This window comes from Polymorphobacter sp. (assembly GCF_051860865.1).
In the GTDB taxonomy this organism is placed as follows: Bacteria; Pseudomonadota; Alphaproteobacteria; order Sphingomonadales; family Sphingomonadaceae; genus Sandarakinorhabdus.
Genome location: NZ_JBIMKZ010000060.1, coordinates 1 through 18,997 on the forward strand (window position 1 = coordinate 1; position 18,997 = coordinate 18,997).

14 protein-coding genes, 1 tRNA gene and 2 pseudogenes are annotated in these 18,997 nt (G+C 65.0%); 9 read left to right on the plus strand and 8 right to left on the minus strand.

The window, feature by feature from the left end:
• Positions 1-79: 79 nt before the first annotated feature.
• Positions 80-1,342, plus strand: a complete 1,263-nt coding sequence (locus ACTIFJ_RS11290) for an MFS transporter (RefSeq protein WP_439534212.1) — start codon at positions 80-82, stop codon at positions 1,340-1,342.
• 359 nt (positions 1,343-1,701) lie between these two features.
• Here ACTIFJ_RS11290 and ACTIFJ_RS11295 read toward each other — a convergent pair.
• The 6 genes and pseudogenes from ACTIFJ_RS11295 to ACTIFJ_RS11320 form a co-directional block, all read right to left on the minus strand.
• Positions 1,702-1,889: pseudogene (locus ACTIFJ_RS11295) on the minus strand (transposase); the annotation flags it as partial.
• 476 nt (positions 1,890-2,365) lie between these two features.
• Complete coding sequence (locus ACTIFJ_RS11300; RefSeq protein WP_439534213.1) at positions 2,366-4,792, minus strand: TonB-dependent receptor; 2,427 nt, start codon at positions 4,790-4,792, stop codon at positions 2,366-2,368.
• Between the two features lie 100 nt (positions 4,793-4,892).
• Positions 4,893-5,816, minus strand: a complete 924-nt coding sequence (locus ACTIFJ_RS11305; protein ID WP_439534214.1) for a formylglycine-generating enzyme family protein — start codon at positions 5,814-5,816, stop codon at positions 4,893-4,895.
• On the minus strand, positions 5,816-7,264 hold the full coding sequence (locus tag ACTIFJ_RS11310; protein WP_439534215.1) for a flavin monoamine oxidase family protein: 1,449 nt from the start codon (positions 7,262-7,264) through the stop codon (positions 5,816-5,818). The genes ACTIFJ_RS11305 and ACTIFJ_RS11310 overlap by 1 nt, the downstream gene beginning before the upstream one ends.
• A 97-nt stretch (positions 7,265-7,361) precedes the next feature.
• Positions 7,362-7,742: a c-type cytochrome gene (locus ACTIFJ_RS11315; protein WP_439534216.1), complete on the minus strand. Its 381-nt coding sequence runs from the start codon at positions 7,740-7,742 to the stop codon at positions 7,362-7,364.
• Positions 7,743-7,784: 42 nt separating this feature from the next.
• Positions 7,785-8,717, minus strand: coding sequence for a LytTR family DNA-binding domain-containing protein (locus ACTIFJ_RS11320; protein WP_439534217.1), 933 nt, complete (start codon positions 8,715-8,717; stop codon positions 7,785-7,787).
• A 150-nt stretch (positions 8,718-8,867) separates the two neighbouring features.
• Between ACTIFJ_RS11320 and ACTIFJ_RS11325 the strand changes: the two are divergent.
• From ACTIFJ_RS11325 to ACTIFJ_RS11360, 8 genes and pseudogenes are all read left to right on the plus strand, one after another.
• Positions 8,868-9,074, plus strand: a pseudogene (locus ACTIFJ_RS11325) (IS6 family transposase); the annotation flags it as partial.
• A gap of 358 nt (positions 9,075-9,432) precedes the next feature.
• Entirely contained in the window at positions 9,433-10,296 is an 864-nt protein-coding gene (locus ACTIFJ_RS11330) for a LytTR family DNA-binding domain-containing protein (RefSeq protein WP_439534218.1), read from the plus strand.
• Between the two features lie 127 nt (positions 10,297-10,423).
• Positions 10,424-11,293, plus strand: a complete 870-nt coding sequence (locus ACTIFJ_RS11335) for a hypothetical protein (protein ID WP_439534219.1) — start codon at positions 10,424-10,426, stop codon at positions 11,291-11,293.
• Complete coding sequence (locus tag ACTIFJ_RS11340; RefSeq protein WP_439534220.1) at positions 11,293-12,432, plus strand: serine hydrolase domain-containing protein; 1,140 nt, start codon at positions 11,293-11,295, stop codon at positions 12,430-12,432. The genes ACTIFJ_RS11335 and ACTIFJ_RS11340 overlap by 1 nt, the downstream gene beginning before the upstream one ends.
• Positions 12,429-13,661: a serine hydrolase domain-containing protein gene (locus tag ACTIFJ_RS11345; protein WP_439534221.1), complete on the plus strand. Its 1,233-nt coding sequence runs from the start codon at positions 12,429-12,431 to the stop codon at positions 13,659-13,661. Before ACTIFJ_RS11340 ends, ACTIFJ_RS11345 begins: the two co-directional genes overlap by 4 nt.
• Complete coding sequence (locus ACTIFJ_RS11350; protein WP_439534222.1) at positions 13,658-14,542, plus strand: hypothetical protein; 885 nt, start codon at positions 13,658-13,660, stop codon at positions 14,540-14,542. Before ACTIFJ_RS11345 ends, ACTIFJ_RS11350 begins: the two co-directional genes overlap by 4 nt.
• Positions 14,543-14,571: 29 nt before the next feature.
• Complete coding sequence (locus tag ACTIFJ_RS11355) at positions 14,572-16,878, plus strand: TonB-dependent receptor (RefSeq protein WP_439534223.1); 2,307 nt, start codon at positions 14,572-14,574, stop codon at positions 16,876-16,878.
• A 325-nt stretch (positions 16,879-17,203) separates the two neighbouring features.
• Positions 17,204-17,890, plus strand: coding sequence for a hypothetical protein (locus ACTIFJ_RS11360; RefSeq protein WP_439534224.1), 687 nt, complete (start codon positions 17,204-17,206; stop codon positions 17,888-17,890).
• Positions 17,891-17,927: 37 nt separating this feature from the next.
• Here ACTIFJ_RS11360 and ACTIFJ_RS11365 read toward each other — a convergent pair whose 3' ends face one another.
• Both ACTIFJ_RS11365 and ACTIFJ_RS11370 read right to left on the minus strand, forming a co-directional pair.
• The gene (locus tag ACTIFJ_RS11365) at positions 17,928-18,293 is read right to left on the minus strand and encodes an excalibur calcium-binding domain-containing protein (RefSeq protein ID WP_439534225.1); all 366 of its coding nucleotides are present in this window, start codon (positions 18,291-18,293) and stop codon (positions 17,928-17,930) included.
• Between the two features lie 373 nt (positions 18,294-18,666).
• Positions 18,667-18,753 (minus strand) — tRNA-Leu (locus ACTIFJ_RS11370).
• Between the last annotated feature and the right edge of the window lie 244 nt (positions 18,754-18,997).

Consider the following 18,997-nt stretch of genomic DNA (forward strand, 5'->3'; position numbering starts at 1 on the left):
AGGGGCTGATCCTCGAGCATCAGGAAGTGCTAGACAGTGCACGGATCGAGGCGTTGCTCGCACCCCGAAATCGCGAGGCATGACGCGGGCTCTGGCTGATCCTGCGGCCGGCGCCGTCGAAATGAGCCGCTGGATGTGGGTGGCGCTTCCGGCGGCGACCGCGGGAATATACGCCGTTTGGGGCGGACTGATGAACATGATCGTGGCCCGCCAGATCGCCGAGCTGGTGCCCGATCCGCGCGCGTCCGCCAGCACGCTGGGCGGGGTGATGGCGGTGGGGGCATCGATTGCGCTGGTGGCCCAGCCGATCCTCGGCAGCCTGTCCGACCGCACGCCAGGTGGCCGGCTCGGCCGCCGCAACAGCTGGATCTTCTGGGGCGGGCTGGGGGCGGCGCTGGTGCTGGTGCTGCTCGCCTTCAACCACTCGGTTGCCGGCCTGGCGGCGCTCTTCGGTCTGGCGGTATTGGTGCTGAGCGGTGCCCATGCGGCGCTGAGCACAGTGCTGCCGGAGCGGGTGCCGCCCGCGCTGCAGGGCAAGATGTCCGGCCTTTGCGGCTCGATGACGATGCTGGGGGTGCTGCTGGGGGTCAGCATTGCCGGAATAAGCCCCAGCACACGAATCGGCTATCTGGCGCTAGCCGGGGTGCTGGCGGTGGTGGCGCCGCTGTTCGCGCTCACCACGCGCGACGAGTCGCGCGCTGTCGGGCCCGCGCCGGCGGGTGGCGCGCTGCGGGCGATGCTCGATAACCTGCCGGGGCTGCGCACGCACCCGGATTTCTGGTGGACCTTCGCCAGCCGGTTCAGTGTGCTGCTCGGCTACAACATCATCCTCGGGTTCAACCTGTTTCTGCTGCGCGATCATGTCGGCTTCGGCGGCGGCGACCTTGCGCTGGTGGCGCGCGAGGCGACCAAGGTGGTCACGGTGAACACGGTGATGCTGCTGATCTTCTCGCTGATCGGTGGCGTGCTCTGCGACGCGACCGGGCGCATTCGGCCGTTCATTATCGCCTCGGCGGTGCTGCTGGTACCGACGGCGATGCTGTTCTGGCTCGGTCGGTCGCTGCAGGGCTATTATGTCGCTCAGGCGCTGATGGGGGCGGTGTTCGGCATTTACATGGCGGTGGACGCGGTTTTGATCGCCCGCGTGCTGCCGAAGACCGGCAATGCGGCGCGTGACCTCGGCATCCTCAACGTCGCCAACTCCGGGCCGCAGGCAATCGCGCCGATGTTGGCCGGCGCGGTCGTGGCGATGACCGGCAACCTGGAACTTCTGTTCGCCATCATGGCGGTCATGGCGATGCTTTCGGCGGCTGCGGCTGCGGCGATCCGTTCGGTTCGGTAGTGCGCAATGCCAGCCGTGGCATATCGATACGGCCAAAGGATTGAACCAACCGACTTAATCCAGCAGTATGACATGGTCTGGTACGGGACGTCCCATGCCCGCTGCCATGCTCGATCTGTCGAGGATGCAAACGCCATAATCCCGTAAGGTCCCAGCAATAGCGGCCTCGATATCCGCGACAATGTACCATCCAACCGCCCCGGGTTTGCCCGAGGCCATCTCCTTGCGGACACAGGCGCAGTGTTGCTTGGCGCCGCCGTCCGCGTGTGAGCCGGCGGTAACCAGAACCGCCCATGTCACGGCTCAACCCGAAACCCCACGCCGGTTCGAGGGGCTGAAACATCAGTTTATGTTGAGGCCGAATTCGCGCGTAGCCGTTTGAGCCGAGCGTTCCCTCCTTAAGCGCCCGCAGCCGCTTCGCATCGGATACCTCCAGGCTGCCGAATTTGGCCTTCCAGGCGTAGCAGGTCGCGCTCGACATGCCGTGCCGCCGTCGCAGATCCTGCACCGACGCGCCTGCCTCAGCTTCCTCAAGGAAGCCGATGATCTGCTCTTATGTAAACCGTTTCCGCTTCATCTGTCCGCTTCTTCCTGGGGCGGACCCTACCTCCAACTGGAAGAAAAAACGGGGGTCACGTCACCCGAGACAAGGCAGCAGCACTGAACTTTCTGAAGCGGATGGCGCCTTTCCGGTTACCGGCGACGCGACGACCGCTAAGGCAATCAGTGGCATCATATTTGCGCGCAAAACTATTGCATGAACCCCCAGTGACACGGCGATTTTTCGCCGCTGTCCTCAATTGCTGTTGGTGCAACATCTCATGACATCTGAGGGCCGGGGGTATCGAAACAGCCGCGTGGGCAATGCAAATTTGACATAGCCGCGCGGTAAGTTGGCTACGATCATGCGACACGCAGGGCTTAGAGGGAGCATTTGATTGGATTTGCCAAACCATATGTGTTCGTTTGAACCAGTGGGCGTGCAACTGGCGGCTGAGACGGCAACTCTACCGCCAGTGCAGTTCAGTAGTTCAGTGCGGCCGTCACGCCGATCGTCCGGCGTTCGCCGGCGATGACGCCGTAGGAGGCGCCGCTGCCGCCGCCGGAGCTGGCGTAGGTGGTGGTGGCGAAGGAGGCGTATTTGTTGTCAAGCAGGTTGCGCGCCCAGACGCGCAGGCTGACATTCCGGTGTTCGAGCGCCAGCGAGGCGTCGACAATGGTGCGGGAGGGCATCCAGCTGTTGTTGCGGTTGTCCACGAAGGACTTGCCTTGCCAGCTGCCGGAGACGCGTGCGGTGGTGCGCAGGTCGCGGGACAGTTCGCGCGCGTAGGTAATGGCGCCAAACAACTGCCCGGCGGGCGAGCGGGCCAGCCGGTTGCCGGAAATGTCGCCGTTATAGGGGCAGGTGCCTGCTGACAGTGTGGCCGGCTGGCAATTGGCGCGCGGGATTTCCAGATCGAAGGTGCCGTCGACGAACTTGGTGTCGTTCCAGGCGCCGCCAATACTGAGATTGAGTTCCGGCGTGACCTGGGCGTTGACTTCGACTTCGAAACCCCAGACCTTGGCGCCCTTGATGTTGCCAAGCACGGCAGCGGTTCCGATGGTGCCGCCGGGATCCTGGAAGTTGAACTGAAGCTGTTGCCAATCGACATGATAGGCAGAGACATTGAGCGTCAGCCGGCGATCGAGCCATTGGGTCTTGGCGCCGATCTCGTAAGTCCAGTTGGTTTCCGGCTCATAGGTCAGCACGGTGGGCGAGATGGCACGGCCGTTGAAGCCTCCAGACTTCACGCCACGCGCTACTGAAGCATAAACGAGTTGATCGGGCGAGACCTTCCAATCCAGGGCGACGCGGGGGGTGAAATATTTGAAGGAGCGCGACAGTTGCGCGCCGGCGGGGGTGAAGGCGGGAAAGGTCTTGGCCTGTTCGCGCCGGTCTTCGAAAGTATAGCGCCCTTCGGCCGACAGGCGCAGCGTTTCCGAAAGAAACGCATCGAACGCGCCGAAGATTGCAAAGCTCTTGTCTTCACGCAGCGTCGCGGAAAGACCGGGGGGGAACAACTCGCCCGCGGGAAAATTGGTCAAGATGAAGTCGTTGGGGTTATTGGGAAAGGCAGCCAATGAACCGCCAACGTCGAAATCGCGGGTAGAGGAATAAAAGCCGCCCACCTTGCCAGAGAGCCGGTCGCTGGCGGTCCAGTTGACGCGCATCTCATGACTGTCCGCGGTGATGCCGCCGCCGCCGCGCTGATCGAGCAGCAGGCGGCCGGCAAACGGGGCGAAGTTGCCCGTCAGCAGCGGGGTGCCCCTGACGGCGTCGCGGGAGAGCTGACCGATCGCAATCGATTCGCCCTCGACCCTGCCATATTGGTAGATGAACTCCAGCACATCGCCGGCTTCGATGGTGACGGTACCGCTGTAGATGGTGCTGGTGCCATTGAGTGAGAAGGCGCGGGGATCAACGAGGTGAACGTTGTTCGGCAGCAGTTCGCCGGCCACTGTCTGGGGCGCCGCGGTGAACGCGCCGCAATAGCTGGCGAATTGGCCACGGGCCGCGGGCGCGCTGGCTTCGAACCGATCGCAGTTCATCTGACTAAACTGCGAGACGAGCGTGCCGGACGGTGCCATGCGATAGGCCGGCAGCGCCTCCTGATAGGCCTCGCGACGGAAGTAGAAGCCGTCGATGCGAACGGTATCGAGTGGGCGCGCGGTGGCCTGGATCAGCCAGCTCTCGTTCTTGTAGCCACCGAGATTGCCGTTGGTAGCGAGGCCGGCGTTGGCGAGCGGATGGGCGTTCTCCCAGGTTCCGTCGAAGCGGGTGTTCACATAGCCGGCGCTCACCGCCAGCCTGTCCTTGATAATCGGCACCGAAATGCTGACCTTGTAGTCTCGTCTTTCATCCGTGCCGAGAGTCACTTCTGCCCGTGCCCGGATGTCGGTGAGCGAAGGCTGGGCGGTGACGAAGCTGATCGCGCCCGAGAAGGCGTTGCGGCCATAGAGCGCAGCCTGGGGGCCCTTGATGATCTCGATGCGCTCAAGATCGAGCAGGTCGTTGTCCACCATGAAGCCGCGCTGGATGTAGATGCCGTTGAAGAAGGTGGCGACATTCTGCACGGGATTGCCGATGCGGCTCTGCGCCTGGCCGCGAATGACCGGCGAATTGAGAATGCCGACGCCGTTCTCGAACGTGAATCCGGCCGTGTATTTGGCAACATCGGCGAGGCCGGTTGCCGCTGTTTGGCGTAGCAGGTCGGCGCTGACCGCGGTGACGGCGACCGGGACATCCTGGAGGCGTTCGCTTTGGCGGCGAGCGGTGACGATGATTTCACCGGGCAGGGCGGCGTCGGCGTCGGCGAGCGCCGATTGCGTCGACGGGGTCTGGGCCAGCGCGCTCGACGCCATCATTAGCGTCAGGAGGCTTGCGGCGGTGGTTGCAGATGCCTGTTTCATGTTGTTCCCCTGTGATTGCTTATTGTCATCTGTTCATTGTCGGGCGCTGCTGACCACGCGGCTTTCACGAAACGCGCCAGCATGTGCACGAACGACAGGATCAGCGGATGGTCTCGGCTGGCGTCAGGTCGCGAGCGACCCGAAAGCCGAAGATCCAGCTGACGAATCCCTCCGGATCGCGGCCACGCCAGGCGGTGCGATTGCGGTCGGCCTGGGTGATCCACGACCCGCCACGCACGGCGCGGCGAGGGCAGGGGCCTGAAAGCTGGTAGGCGCTGCCATCCGTCGGCACATCGACGGCGAACGGCGCCACATAGCAGTCCTCCGTCCATTCCCAGACGTTGCCGGCCATGTCGTGAAGGCCGAAGCCATTGGGTTGAACGCTGCCCACTGGTGCGACGCCGGCAAAGCCATCGCGGCAGTCGACATGGGGCCAGCTTATTGAGGGCTGCTGGCCATCGAGATCGTAGAGATTGGCATGGCCGCAGGCGGCATCGGGATCATCGCCCCAAGGATAAGCGGCGGTGCTGCCGGCGCGGGCGGCATATTCCCATTCGGCTTCGGTCGGCAGGCGATATTGCTTGCCGGTAACTCTGGACAGCCAGCCGGTGTACGCCTTGGCATCCAGCCAGCTGACGCAGCTGACCGGATGGTCCCCTTGCGTCGCTCCGCCGACACCCGGCTTGCGCCAGTCGGCACCGGGTCGATCCTGAACGGTCTTGGCCTGGGGATCCCACGACCGGCAATCATTGCCCGAGACATGGCCGGTGGCGGTGATGAACGCGCCATACTGAGCTTGGGTGACCTCATGGATTGCCAGCGCAAAGCGGCGCTTGATGGTGACGGGATGGACCGGGCCTTCCGGTCGGCCTTCCTCGCCGCCTTCCGCTCCCATGAGGAAGCTGCCGGCGGGAATGACCATCATCTGCGGGCAGCCGGCGCACTCCGCTCCGAGCGAAACTGTGTCGGCCGCACCCGCCGGCGCGAGTGCGAGAAGGGCGATCAGGGCGAGAGCGGCGCGCATCAGGCGGCCTCGACGATCTGGATGGCAGCGGCCTCGCCCGATTCCATCGCCGCTTCCATGCCGATGGCAAGGCGGCGGACCTGTTCGCCGGCGAACATCATCCTGCCGTGCGGCACGGTCATTGCCGCGTGGAAATCGCTGATTTGGCCCGGAAGATAGGAGTGACGGCAGCCGTTGATATAGGGCTGTTCTTCCCAGGACTGCACGGCGATGGGTTCGAGCTTGTCCTTCATCGAAGGACGCAGCTCGGCCAGGTGCTCCATCATCCAGCGAGCCCGCTCGGCCTTGGGCAGCTTGTCCAGCGCGGTCGCCTTGTCACCGAAGGCCAGTGTTGTCACCAGCTCGCGCTCACCCTGATAGCCGATCTGCTGGCGAACCAATGTGACCGGGCCATCGGTCCAGAACGAGGCATCGAGGCCGTCCTGCTCCCAATAGGGAGTGCCCTTGAGATGGAAGAAAACCTGACTTTGGCGTTGGTAGCTGAGCGTGGCGACGGCCTTGCCGATGTCGCCGGTGAGCGTCGGCGTAATGGCGATCTTGCGCATTTGCTGGAACGGTATGGCCATCACGACAAAGCCGGTCTTGAAAACGCGGCCATCGGCGCAGGTGACGGTGGCGCTGCTGCTGTCCATGTCGACGCTGTCGACCGGGCTGTTGGCGCGGACCCGGTCGCCGAGATAGGCGGCCATCGCCTCGGGGACGCGCGAGGTGCCCTTCACCACATGCTGCGAGATGCGCGAATAGGCCTCGAAGCGGTCGAGCGTCTTGTCGCCGAAGCTGTCGAGCTCGCTCAGCGAATAGGCATGTTCGTGCATCAGGGCGAGAGCGGAAACACGGTCGACATCGGGATCGACCAGCCCGGCGTTGATCAGCGCGATCGCTGCCGGCGAGGCACCGACGCCCCGCAGCCATTGGCGGAATGGGACATCGAGGCGGCGGGCGTCGGCCGCGAGCCAATCCTCGGGGCTGGAAAAATGGCCGTGCTTGCGCATGAAATAGCCGGCCAGCGCCTGCGGTAGTACCTCGCGCTCGTCGCCGACGGTGCGATTGTGCGGAGAGGCCGGCCAGTCACCGCGCGCGATGGTTTGTCCCTTGAGAATATAGCACATCGGCGCATTGATATTGGCACCCGGCGCCAGCGCGACGTTGAACCGGTTGCAGACATCGAGGACACGGGCATAGCTGGCCCCGATTTGCGAAGCACCATATTCGGGGCGGCCTGCGGCCTCGTCGGCGGTGTAGCAGCGACCGCCTACCCGCCCCGAGGCTTCCAACAGCACCACCTTGGCGCCGCTGTCGGCCAAATTAAGTGCGGCGTTGAGGCCGGCGAGGCCGCCGCCGATTACGACCACATCATGGTTTTCGGCGGCTCGCACCGTCGCAGGTACCAGCGCTGCGGCGGCGGCGGCCACCGAGCCCTTGATCGCTAGCCGTCTGTTGATATGCACAGTTGATGCTCCTGAATGCCTTCACTGGATCAAAGCCAGCAAAGGTCTGAAGTGAAGTGTAATTTCCCCGATGACCGCACCGACTGCACGAATGGCGTCAGCCGCCGCCCTCGCTGGCGAGATATTCGATCAGTGCCGCGCGGCGGGCAGGATCGGCGATACCGATAAAGACCATTCGGTGTCCTTTAAGGACAGCGGACGGTCGCTCGATCCAGCGATCAAGGGTGGCGCGGTCCCAGACAAGACCGGACGTCTTGAGTGCGGGCGAATAGGTGAAGCCGGCGCGGCTACCGGCGGGCTGGCCAATGATGCCATGAAGATTGGGGCCGAGCTTGTGTGGTGCGCCGGCTGCCAGGTTGTGACAGGCACGGCACTGTATCCACGCTTTGGCACCAGCCGATTGTTCAATAGGCTGGGCCACAACGCGGCCCGCCATCGCGACGGCCAGAAGCGCTCCGCTCAAAATGGCAATTCTCATGATGATCCCTGGTCCTCAGTTTCGAGGACCGCGACCTAGCGGTCAGCCGCGAGGGCCGGCGACCGGATTTGCACGAGAGTCAGGATCGGCTGCATCAAATGCAGCCTCGTTGGCATCGCGCCAAGTAAAAGCGACCCGCGGCCGCCCCTGTGCAAAGCCAGCGCGAATCACCTCGGCACGACACGAGCGACTTACCGGCACAAGTATGCCGTTGTGAAGCCGCAGGGCCAGGCCGCGCGCATCTCGCTCGCTATGGCTAACAGCACGTTGCGCCACCCAGAACGAGCGATGGACCTGCAAGCCGTCGACATGGGCAGAAACCTCGCGGACGGCGTCCGATATCCGGTACAGGATGAGGTCCTCGCCGTGATCACCGACGACGCGCAGATAATGTTGTTCCGCCTTGAGCATGCACAACGGACCTACCGGGCGCTTAAGCCGTGTGGCGAACTCCGGCTGGCCGTGAGCATCAGCCGCGGCGGCGCGCTGGTGCTGGTCCCGCGTCGGGGTGAAGCCGAACCGTGCCAGTCCCAGCACGTGGACGATCGCCAGATTGCTCACAACCCAAATGAATGAGCCGATGAAATGCGCTTGAAACAGCGTGGCCAAGGTCGCCGGCTTGAGCGGTTTGTGCAGCTCAGGGGGAATGACGAGGTACTGATAAGTCTCAACCAGCGTGCGCATGGCGATCTCGACGAACGGCGTCCCGGCCATGGTCCCAAGTATGAGCAGCAGGATCAACGGAGGATTCCACGGGCCCAGCATTTTCTGGACGAACCAGGTGGCGCCCCCCTGGACCAACCAGCAGATCTGCACCGCTAGTATCCAATAGGCCAGCGCAGAGGCGAACGACCAATCGTATGTGCGGCTGACACGCAGCCAGCCAAAGACGATGCCGAAGAACAAAGGGACAAACAAATAGGCAACAAGCGCGCCACGATAGCCGAGGCTACGGAAACGCTCGAAATCAGACAAGCTGTCGCCAGTCCCACGCATTCTCGTACCTCCCACGAGCGATACAGCTTATGGCCAGTTCGACCTGAACCGCAAGTCGAACTGGAGGGGCCCTGTCAAGGCGTTGTCAAAGGAACTTGTGCCGAGCGGAGCAGGGCCTGGCGGCGGCGCATGAGCCGCAGCCCTTTTCGCTACTTCAACAGTTCGCCTGAACTGATCCATCTGGTGGTGATGATGTACGTCAAATACCCGCTTTCACTGCGGAACATCGAGGATTTGCCGGCCGAGCGCGGCATCGACATCTGCCATGAGCCAGTACGGCTGTGGTGGGACCGCTCCGGGCCGCTGTTCGCTGCTGAGACCCGAGCGGAGACGGTATGCCCAAACACCATGTTGGACAGCATCAGCCTCGATGTTCGACTGAAGGGTTGGCCGCCTTCGGGTGCATCGATTTCGCCAAGGCGGATCTTGTATCGGCATCGGCCATCAACCAGCAGCTCGACGGTATTGCCCTAGGTTACGCCGACAACCTTGCCGCGGAGAGTTTCCGCAGAGGCGGGGGCAGAGGCGCCACAAGGCCAGCCATAATGAGCAGAACGGCGGAGCCGAGCCAAGGCACCAAGCCGTTGAGTATGTGGCAGAGGCGAGAGGAGCACGTCATCCGCTCCGGCTTTCGTTGCTTCACGGCAACGTTTGCCGCTTGGCGATCCCGCCCGGCAAGGCCTAGAACAGACCGATGCAGTCGGGGGCGCCTCTTGCTTCGCCGGAGGGCGGAATCGGCCTCGCGCCGCGATTCCTGTTTTTCGTTGTCGCGCCGGTCATCGTGTCTTGCATCGAGACGTTCCTGCAGATTGCCGTTGCAGACGAATTCGATCTCGGTGTCTCGCTCCTCTTCGCGCTGCTGTTCACCGTCCCCGGCACCTTCACCGCCTGGCTGATGACCACGCTCATCGCCCGCCTGCCCGGCACCGACCGACTGCCGCTGGCGCTGCTGCTGATGCTCGGCTTCGCCACCAGCCTGATCGTGTTCCGCCCGTTCAACCGGCTGATCTACGATCTCATTCCGCTCGCCGCCCCGCATCTTGCCCGCACCTCCAGCCTCGCCGAGGCGCCACTCGTGGACACAGTGCTGCGCTTCCTGCTCATCAATGTCCCGGGCCTGTTCATCTGGACCGGCCTCAACCTGTTGTTCATCTCGACCTTGCGCTATCCTGTCTATCGTCCGCCTCACGCCGCCGCACCAGCCCTGCCTCCCTTCGACAGCCCGCAGGCCACGGTCCTCCCGGACTTCTGCCGCACCGCCGGGATCGAGGATCTCGCCGACCTCTGGGCGATCAGCGCCGAGGAACATTATCTGCGCCTGCGCGGCCGCTTCGGCACAAGGATGATCCGTCACTCCTTCGGCGCCGCGCTCGACCAGCTGCCCCCCGGCCACGGGCTGCGCGTCCACCGCTCGCACTGGGTCGCCTTCGGCCGCGTCGCCCGCATCGAACCGGGCAAGACCGTCCAGCTCCTCCTTGCCGACGGCACCGCCATCCCGGTCAGCAGCAGCTACCGCCAGGCCGTGCTGCTCACCGAAGCCGCTCTCACCGGCCGCTGACACCACCGCACCAGCCGCGTTTCGTGCCAGACCCGCCGTCACGAACGCCCGTTCGTGACAAGTTGCTGGATCGACACCCGAAAAGCCGCATCAATGGTCGCGTCGTCAACGCATCAAGGCCGAACGCTTGAACTCGACCCTCAGCCGCCGCACCGCCTTTGGCCTCGCCGGCGCCGGCCTCGCGCTCGGCACTGCGCCTGCATCCGCCACCGGCTGCGTCGGCGCCTCCGGCCACGGCGCGCTGGGCTGGACCTCCGAATTCCTGACCTTCGATCCGGTCGAGCATTTCCGCCAGTCTTGGCGCCTGCAACGCAGCCTCGCCGACGAGGCGGACATCCTGCACTGGTATCATTTCATCATGGTCGCGGTTCCCGTCGGTCGTTCCCCCCAGCCGGTCGTCCGCTGGGAAGGCATCGAACTCTCCCGCCACCGCAAGATCGGCGACAACCGCTACCGGCTGCACGGCCACAATCTGTCCTTCGCCCGCGATCTCGATACAGGCCGCTTCACCGACAAGGTGAGGAACCCGGTCACCGGTCGGGACGTTCGCCCCAAAACCATGGCGCTCATCGAAGACCCGGGCATGTGGGCGAGCCCCGAGGGCATCGTACCCCTCGATTCGCCGCGCGCCGCGCCGCGCCCCAAATATGGGATGATTCGCCGCGAGTCCGGGATCGTCAAGATTGACGGCATCCGCGTGCCGCCTGCCAACTGGCCCGGCACCTTCCTGGAAATGGGCACCGAATCCACCCCCGTCGCCCTGTTCGAGGACCGGACGCTGGACTGGCTGCCGACCGATGTCTCCGGCGCCTACGTCTTTCCATGGCCGGCCTGGATGGAAATGGGCGACGCGCCCGGCCACATGTTCGCCTATTGGTCCGGCTACAAACTGCGGGACGTCGACCAACTGCCGCCGGAATTCCTGGCGCGCGCCAAGGCCGAATATCCGCAGCTGCTGTCGGTCGATCTCGCCCAGTTCGAGCGGCCCGTCGCCTGATGCACAAGGCGGCGTATCTCGGGCTGCTGACTGCGTCGCTGGCGCTCGCCGGCTGCGCGACGGATTCCAGACCCGCCGCCCGCACCGGCGCCATTTCCGCCGACGCCCTGCCCCTCGCCGTGGACTGGTTCCAGCCGCAAGCGCCGCTGCCCCCCTCCCTTAACCCGGACGCAATCGCCCCCGGCCCGGCCACCACCCCCGCCCTCGCCGACGCCATCACCCTCTCGGACGCCGCGAAGTCCGTCGCCTTCCTCGTCTGGCACAAGGACCGGCTGCTGCTGGAGCGCTACGCCCCCGGCGCCGGCCCCGCCACCCGCACCCAGTCCCAGTCCATGCACAAGTCGGTGCTCGGCCTGATGGTCGCCCTCGCCCTGACGGACGGCCTGATCCCCAGCCTCGACGCACCCGCCGCCAACTGGCTCGGCACCTGGATCCCCCAACCGCTCGGCGCCATCACCCTGCGCCACCTGCTGGACATGACGTCGGGCCTCGCCCTCCCCCCGCCCGGCGAAACTGGGCGGGACAGCTTCGCCAACCGCCTGTTCAACGCCTCGGACATCGCCGCCGTCGCCCGCACCGCCCCGCAGGTCAAGGCGCCGGGCACCGCGTTCGAATACAACAACGTCAACCCGCAGCTGCTCGTCGCCGTGCTCGAAAAGGCCAGCGGCCAGCCCTATGAAGCGCTGCTTTCCCGCCGCCTCTGGTCCCGCATCGCCGAACATCCCGGCGCCCTGTGGATGGACCGCCCCGGCGGCACGCCCCACGGCTATTGCTGCCTGATCGCCACCGCCCGGGACTGGCTGCGCATCGGCCGCGCCCTGCTCCCCGGCACGCCGCTGCTCACCGAAGCCGCCCGAACCGCCCTGCTCACCCCCGGCCCGAACCCCGCCTATGGCCAGCTGATCTGGCACGGCTCGCCCTGGAACAAGGTCCGCGCCTACCGCCCCGGCGGCCCCTTCGGCGTCACCCACAGCGCGCCCTACTCGGCCCCCGATCTCGTCTTCTTCGACGGCTATGGCGGCCAGCGCGTCTACATCGTCCCCTCGCGCCAGCTCGTCATCGTCCGCACCGGGCCTGTCATGGCCGACTGGGACGATGCCGCGCTCCCCAACGCCGTGCTCCGCGCGCTGCCCGCATGATCTTCCGCACCCTCCTCCTCGCCGCGTTGCTGGCGCTGCCCGCCCAAAATCTTCCGGCCCAGACCCAGCCCTACCCCGAAGGCGTCCCCGATCCCGACAAGGCGATCCTCGATCCCGCCTACAGTGATCCCGTCTTCGTCTGGCGGCTCACCTCAGCACCCGAAGACCCCTTCGAGCCGCCGCCCTGGTTCTATTGGCCGGCTCAGCCCATCACCGGCGCCACCCCCGCGCCTTTGCCCCGCGCCACCCGCACCACCATCCCCGCCCCCGCCCTCAAGGCCATGGCCGATTGGGCACAGGCGCACGGCAGCAACGCGCTCATCGTCATCCACAAGGGCAAGGTCCAGCTCGAAACCTACTGGAACGACACCACGCCCGAGACCGTCGTCAACGGCCGCGCCATCACCCGCAGCATCACACCGCTCGTCCTCGGCTTCGCCGTCGCGGACGGCGCCCTCACCCTCGACGATCCCATCGGCAAGCACATCCCGGCCTGGGCCAACGATCCGCGCGGCCAGCTAACCGTCCGCAACCTCGCCCAGAACGCCTCGGGCCTCGAAGTCGCTCCGACGCTGCCGATGACCCAGATCCTCGGCAACAAGGACCTCTGCCTCGCCTATTGCGGCGATGTCGTGCGTGCCGCCCTCGCCTATGAGCGCACCCACGAACCCGGCACCCGCTTCGATGTCGCGCAGGAGAACATGCAGCTCCTCGCACATGTCATCGAGCGCGCCACCGGCACCCCCATCCACAAACTCCTGTCGGACCGCGTCTGGACCCCGATCGGCGCGTCGGATGCCTATGTGCAGCTCGATCGTCCGGGCGGCGTCGCCCGCATGATGTGCTGCATGCGCGCCCGCGCCATGGACTGGGCCCGCCTCGGCCTGCTCCTCGCCCAGGACGGCCGCTGGAACGGTCGACAACTCCTTCCCGCCGGCTGGGCGCGCACCATGGCGACGCCGTCGCCCGCCAACCCCAGTTTCGGCCTCGGCCTCTGGCGCGGCACGCCGTACGTGCCGATGCGCACCTATTTCGAGGGCACGCCCGGCGTCGTCCCCCAGTCCGAGCCCTTCCTCGCCGACGATGTCCTGATGATGGAAGGCGGCGGCTTCCGCATCGTCCACATCGTCCCCTCGGCCGATCTCGTCATCATGCGGCACGGCCGCGCCGATCCGGCGTGGGACATGGCCTTTCTCGTCAACACCGCGCTCCGGAGCCTGAACAAATGACCCCGATGTCCAGCCTCAACCGCCGCCTGTTCGGCGCCGCGCTCGGCCTCGCGCCCGCCGCCGCGGCCGCCGCCATCACCGTGCCACGCGGCACCCCGGCCGGGGACATGGCGCTGTCCAAGGTCACCTCCGAATACATGGTCTTCGAGGACGAGGACGAAGCCTTCCGCAATCACCTCCGCATCGAGCGCGATCTCGCCGAAACTGAAGGAACCACCGTCACCTGGTACAATTGGCTCGCCTTCGTCATCCCCGAGGGTCGCCAACCCTTCCCGCTGATGCGCTACGAAGGGATGGAATACAGCTATTTCCGCCGCCTCCAGGGGCTGGAATATCGCATCCACGCCCACAACCTCTCCTACATCCGCGATCTCCAGACGGGCCGCTTCGCCGACACCATCGAAAACCCACTCACCGGCAAGCGCGTCACGACGATGCCCACCGTCCTGCTCGAAGATCCCGGCACGCTCGCAGCACCCAGGGGCTTCCGCAACCTGCGCAGCGACGGCAAGACCTACACGCAACCGTTCCGCAGCTTCCGCATCCAGGACGATCTGGTGAAGCTGGACAGCGTCCGCACCGCACCGCCCGACTGGCCGGTCACCCATATCGAGAATTCGTGCCAATGGGTGAAGCTCAGCGATTTCGAGAACCCGCGCATCACCTCGCTGCCGACGCATTTCTCCGGGACCTATGTCTTTCCCTACCCGAAGTGGCTCGGGATGGGGGACATCAAGGGCCATATGCTCGGCTTCTTCGACGGCCGGAAGCTCAACGGCCCCGCCGACCTGCCGCGCGAATTCCTGGAGCGAACCGCGCGTGAATATCCCGAGCTGCTCCGCCCGCGCTGGCAGGAGTTCGATACGCCACTGCGCTTCTGATCAATCGACAATCAACAGGGGGAACCATCATGCACACCAACAAGACGCTCGCGCTCGTCCTGCGCAGCACCGCCACCGCCGCTCTGGCACTGTCCGGCACCGCCTACGCCCAAGCCCCGGCCGAGGAGGCCAACGCCATCGTCGTCACCGCCCGCAAGGTCGAGGAACGCACGCAGGACATCCCGGTCGCCGTCACCGCCTTCACCGCCAGGGACATCCAGCGCCGCTCGATCAACGAGCTGGAAGATGTCGCGCTGCTGACGCCGGGCCTGGTCTTCGAGGATTATTCGAACGGCGGCTTCGGCACGCCCACCATCCGCGGCGCCACCCAGTTCGCCATCACCGCGCTCGAACAGAATGTCTCGGTGTTCCTCGACGGCATCTACATCCCGCGCCAATATGCCTTCGATCTCGGCTCGGTGAACCTCGAGCGCATCGAGGTCGTCAAGGGCCCGCAGACTGCGCTCTACGGCGCCAACGCCTTCGCCGGCGCCATCAACTATATCACCGCGTCGCGCAGCCTCACCCAGCTCTCCGCGCAGGGCACCATCGAGGCCAGCCAATGGGGCGGATTCGATGTCAACGGCAAGGTCAACCTCCCGGTCATCGACGGCAAGCTCTCGGTACGCGCCGCCGGCGGCTATTCGCGCTTCGGCGGGGACTGGAAGAACAGCCACCCGCAAGCCGCCCAAGCCCCAAGCCCCGGCACCGACGAACGCACCAGCGGCTACGAGAAATACTCCGCGCAAATCGGCTTCAGCGCCCGCCCGGTCGAGGCGCTGACCATCGAAGCCGATTATTACCACTTCAACACCGAGACCGAATCCCGCGCCCAGTTCCGCATCACCCGCGGCAATGCCGACACCAATTGCAGCCTTGGCACCTTCTTCGGCCAGCCCAGCAATGCGCTGTTCTGCGGCCAGATCCCGAGCGTGCCCATCCCCGGCCCGAGCGGCACGCAAGGCATCGTCGTCGATCCGCGCACCTACGGCTTGATCTCGAGCACCGATGCAGTGCGCGTGAACGTGGCGCTGGACATCACCGACAAGATCTCCGCCAACTATCTCTACGGGCACATCCAGGGCGATGTCTTCTCGCTCGGCAACTCGGACCGCGATCCGATTTCGGCGGCCACCAACACGCTGATCGTCTCCCCCGGCGGCAACTTCAATTACGATACCCACGAAGCACGGCTGCAATATGCCGATGACAAGGGCCTGCTGGTCATGCTCGGCGGCTTCCTGCTCGACGGCAAGGACCGCGAGGATGTCGCCTTCGCCGCCTTCCCCAAGAGCCTGACCACCTACAGCAGCTTCGCCGAACTGCGCGCCGCTGGCGTCGCGACCACCGCCACCCAGATCGACACCAAGCTCAAGGCCGTGTTCGGCCGCATCGCCATCCCGATGCTGGAAGGCCGCCTCACCTTCGAAGCCGAAGGCCGCTACACCGACGAGGACAAGACCATCACCGAGGTCAACACCGGCCGTGCGTTCAAGTTCAAGGACAGCTATTTCACCCCGCGCTTCAACCTCGGCTACAAGATCACCGACAACAACCTGGTCTATGGCTCGGTCGCCAAGGGCCTCAAGTCCGGCGGCGTCAACACCTCCAGCTTCGCCGGCCTGATCCCCGACGAGCGCTTCTACGGTCCGGACACCAACTGGACCTATGAAATCGGCGTCAAGAACAGCTTCATGGGCGGTCGCGGCGTGTTCAACCTGGCGCTGTTCCAGATCAACTGGGGCGACCTCCAGCTCGCCACCACCCCCACCGGCGCGCCGGCCAACACGCCGACCATCGTCACCAACCTCGGCAGCGCCAAATCCAAGGGCGTGGAGATCGACGGCCTCTTTGAAGTGGTCGAAGGCCTGACCCTCAACGCCGGCCTCGCCTATATCGACGCCAAATACGACGAGGGCACCATCTCGAACCGCATCACCCGCGCCAACCTCTGCAACCCCGCCATCTGCCGCGCCAACGGCGACATCAGCGGCAACGAGCTGCAACGCACCTCCAAATGGCAATGGAACATCGGCGCGTCGGCCGAAGGGCCGATCACCGAAACGCTGGAATGGTTCGGCCGCGTCGACGTCGCCGGCCAATCCCGCCAGTTCACCGACGAGATCAACACCGCCTGGGTCGAGCCCCGCACCCTTACCAACGTCCGCCTCGGCATCGGCGGCGACCGCTGGTCGGCCTCGGTCTGGGCGAAGAACCTGTTCGACAAGAAATATGCGTCCAACGCCTTCTTTATCGCCAACCCCTTCCAGTCGGACTATGTCCCCACGCTCGGCAACCGCCGCCGCATCGGCGCCACCCTCACCTTCAACTATTGAGGAACCTTTACGCCTCACCGGAGCAGCTTGAGTTTGGCTGCGACCGCAAATCGGAAATAGGGTCTTGCGAAACCTCGTAAGCCGTTATGCAATGGGCCGCTGTCATTAGCGGCCCAGCTTTTCGTAGGGGACCCGTCTCCATCGCCGTCGAGGCTGGTGAACCCACAGCTCCGCCAATGATAAGATGCGTCCTCGCAAGAGTTCAGTTGTCACTCATCGGCAACCGCCAGCGCCCCCAGAAGCTAGCTGCCAGCGCCGTCGGCGCATCGGGCATGTCTGCAGCCCTGGCTCGACAGAGCAGGAGGTGTCCCCCACTGTATAGGCAATGACAGCCCTTTCACACACTCGCTTTTTGGCTTGGCTGGCCGTGATTCTGGCCGGTGTCGTGCTGCCGGTTGTGACCATGCTGTTGCTGCGTGATGCGACGGCGCCAGCACCGCTGGCCACGGTTGGGGGCCCGATATTGGCGGTCGGTCTTATGGGTGTTGCCATGATCGCAGCGGCTATCGCCGGACGCTGGTGGATCGGCGTGCTTCTGGCCCTGCTGGGCGGCGTGGGATTGATCCAGCTGGCGCGGGCGCTGGGCATGCCGCCATCGCCACACCCGCTTTCGACCGGGTTTGCCATGATCATCGCCAGCGCCAGCTTCGCTGCGCGCGGAACCCTCTTTTCCCGCGCTATCCCCCGGAACGGCTGGTTGATGGCCCTGTTCGTGGTCGCTGGCGAAGCGGCCATGCTCTTCACGGCCTCATACTTGCCGGCTTGGCTGCTGGTATTGTTGCCCGCGCAATGGGCCAGCACTGCAATCCAGACGGCGCTCACCGGCACGGGCACGCTGGCTGCCAGTTCGGCCTTGCTCGCGCTGGCGGGCACGGCGGCAACGACGCTTCTGGTGGCCCGGCTGTGGCCACGCCGCTGGCCCTATGTGCTGATGTTCTCGGCCTGGCTTGGCTTGTCCGCGCTCGTCTGGCATCAGCCCAGTCCCCCGCCGCCGCTCGTTATGGCTCGATGAGAAACGGGGCAGTAGAGGATCAGGCAACGCCGACCGCTCAGCGGCAGAGCTTTTCGGAGGGAATGCCATCGCTGTCACCGTCGATGCCGGTCAGACCACAGTCCCTAAGGTAGAACATGGCTTCCTCGCAGGACGACATCTGGCGGCAGTACCGCTTGGTACCGCACTGGCGCGCAGAAGGCTCCGAGGCACCCGAAAGCAGGCTGGACCGCGCCGCCGGCGCCACTACGGCTGTGGCTCTCGAAGCCCCATTGCCGCGACGACGAGCTGCACGCCAATCCCAGGGCGCCAAGATCTGATCCGCTAGCAAGCCCCAAAACCCACGGCTGGCCTCGCGGGCGTCTTTTCCCAGCTCAGATAGCGCTGGTCCGACAGATACCGGCGGTAAGCCCAAGCGCACCATCCACCGCCCGCGAGGCGATCGCTGGGATAGGGTATGCTAACGGTCGGGCGTTCATGAACCGCGCAAGGCGTGCCATGGCCTCGACTATTCGTTCCGTAGATTGTGACCCGAAGCAGATGCGGAGGTGACCGTCGCCGCAGGGGCCGTAGAAGCTGCCTGCCTCCGCCACGACACGCGCCTCGGTGAGGATGGCTTCTGCCAGTTGCTGCCCGCTTCTGCCGGTCGCCGATATGTCCGGAAAGGAATCAGAGTAGATTGTAGCGTCTCTACGACACTTGAAGTTACGGCTCGTCGAGCAAACCCCTGGGAAAAGGGTGCAGATTTTACCCCTTATGGGGAGGTTGTCCCTTTTATATGAACTACTTAGACTGTCTGGTGCGGTCGAGAAGACTCGAACTTCCACGGCCTTTCGGCCACAGCGACCTCAACGCTGCGCGTCTACCAGTTCCGCCACGACCGCACGATCAGGTGTCCGAAGCCGAAGCTCCAGCCGGTAGGAAGCGGCGGGTAGCAGAGCCTGAGCCGGGGGGCAACAGGCCTTTCGTCCTGATCCGGCTCAACAGCGCTTTGCCGCTGGAATATCCTTCAATTTGTCGACCGTGTTCCCACAGGATACCCCGGTGAAATTGCCCGACCGGATGTTGACCGGGAACTTGGCCTGTCGCCAGGCGGTGGCCTGGTTGCCGGTGATCCGGCAGCGGGTG

Coding starts and splice junctions, on each gene's coding strand:
- ACTIFJ_RS11365 (WP_439534225.1), bottom strand. CDS start 18,293: ATGGTGCGCTTGGGCTTACCGCCGGTATCTGTCGGACCAGCGCTATCT.
- ACTIFJ_RS11355 (WP_439534223.1), top strand. CDS start 14,572: ATGCACACCAACAAGACGCTCGCGCTCGTCCTGCGCAGCACCGCCACC.
- ACTIFJ_RS11315 (WP_439534216.1), bottom strand. CDS start 7,742: ATGAGAATTGCCATTTTGAGCGGAGCGCTTCTGGCCGTCGCGATGGCG.
- ACTIFJ_RS11350 (WP_439534222.1), top strand. CDS start 13,658: ATGACCCCGATGTCCAGCCTCAACCGCCGCCTGTTCGGCGCCGCGCTC.
- ACTIFJ_RS11290 (WP_439534212.1), top strand. CDS start 80: ATGACGCGGGCTCTGGCTGATCCTGCGGCCGGCGCCGTCGAAATGAGC.
- ACTIFJ_RS11330 (WP_439534218.1), top strand. CDS start 9,433: ATGCAGTCGGGGGCGCCTCTTGCTTCGCCGGAGGGCGGAATCGGCCTC.
- ACTIFJ_RS11340 (WP_439534220.1), top strand. CDS start 11,293: ATGCACAAGGCGGCGTATCTCGGGCTGCTGACTGCGTCGCTGGCGCTC.
- ACTIFJ_RS11300 (WP_439534213.1), bottom strand. CDS start 4,792: ATGAAACAGGCATCTGCAACCACCGCCGCAAGCCTCCTGACGCTAATG.
- ACTIFJ_RS11305 (WP_439534214.1), bottom strand. CDS start 5,816: ATGCGCGCCGCTCTCGCCCTGATCGCCCTTCTCGCACTCGCGCCGGCG.
- ACTIFJ_RS11345 (WP_439534221.1), top strand. CDS start 12,429: ATGATCTTCCGCACCCTCCTCCTCGCCGCGTTGCTGGCGCTGCCCGCC.
- ACTIFJ_RS11360 (WP_439534224.1), top strand. CDS start 17,204: ATGACAGCCCTTTCACACACTCGCTTTTTGGCTTGGCTGGCCGTGATT.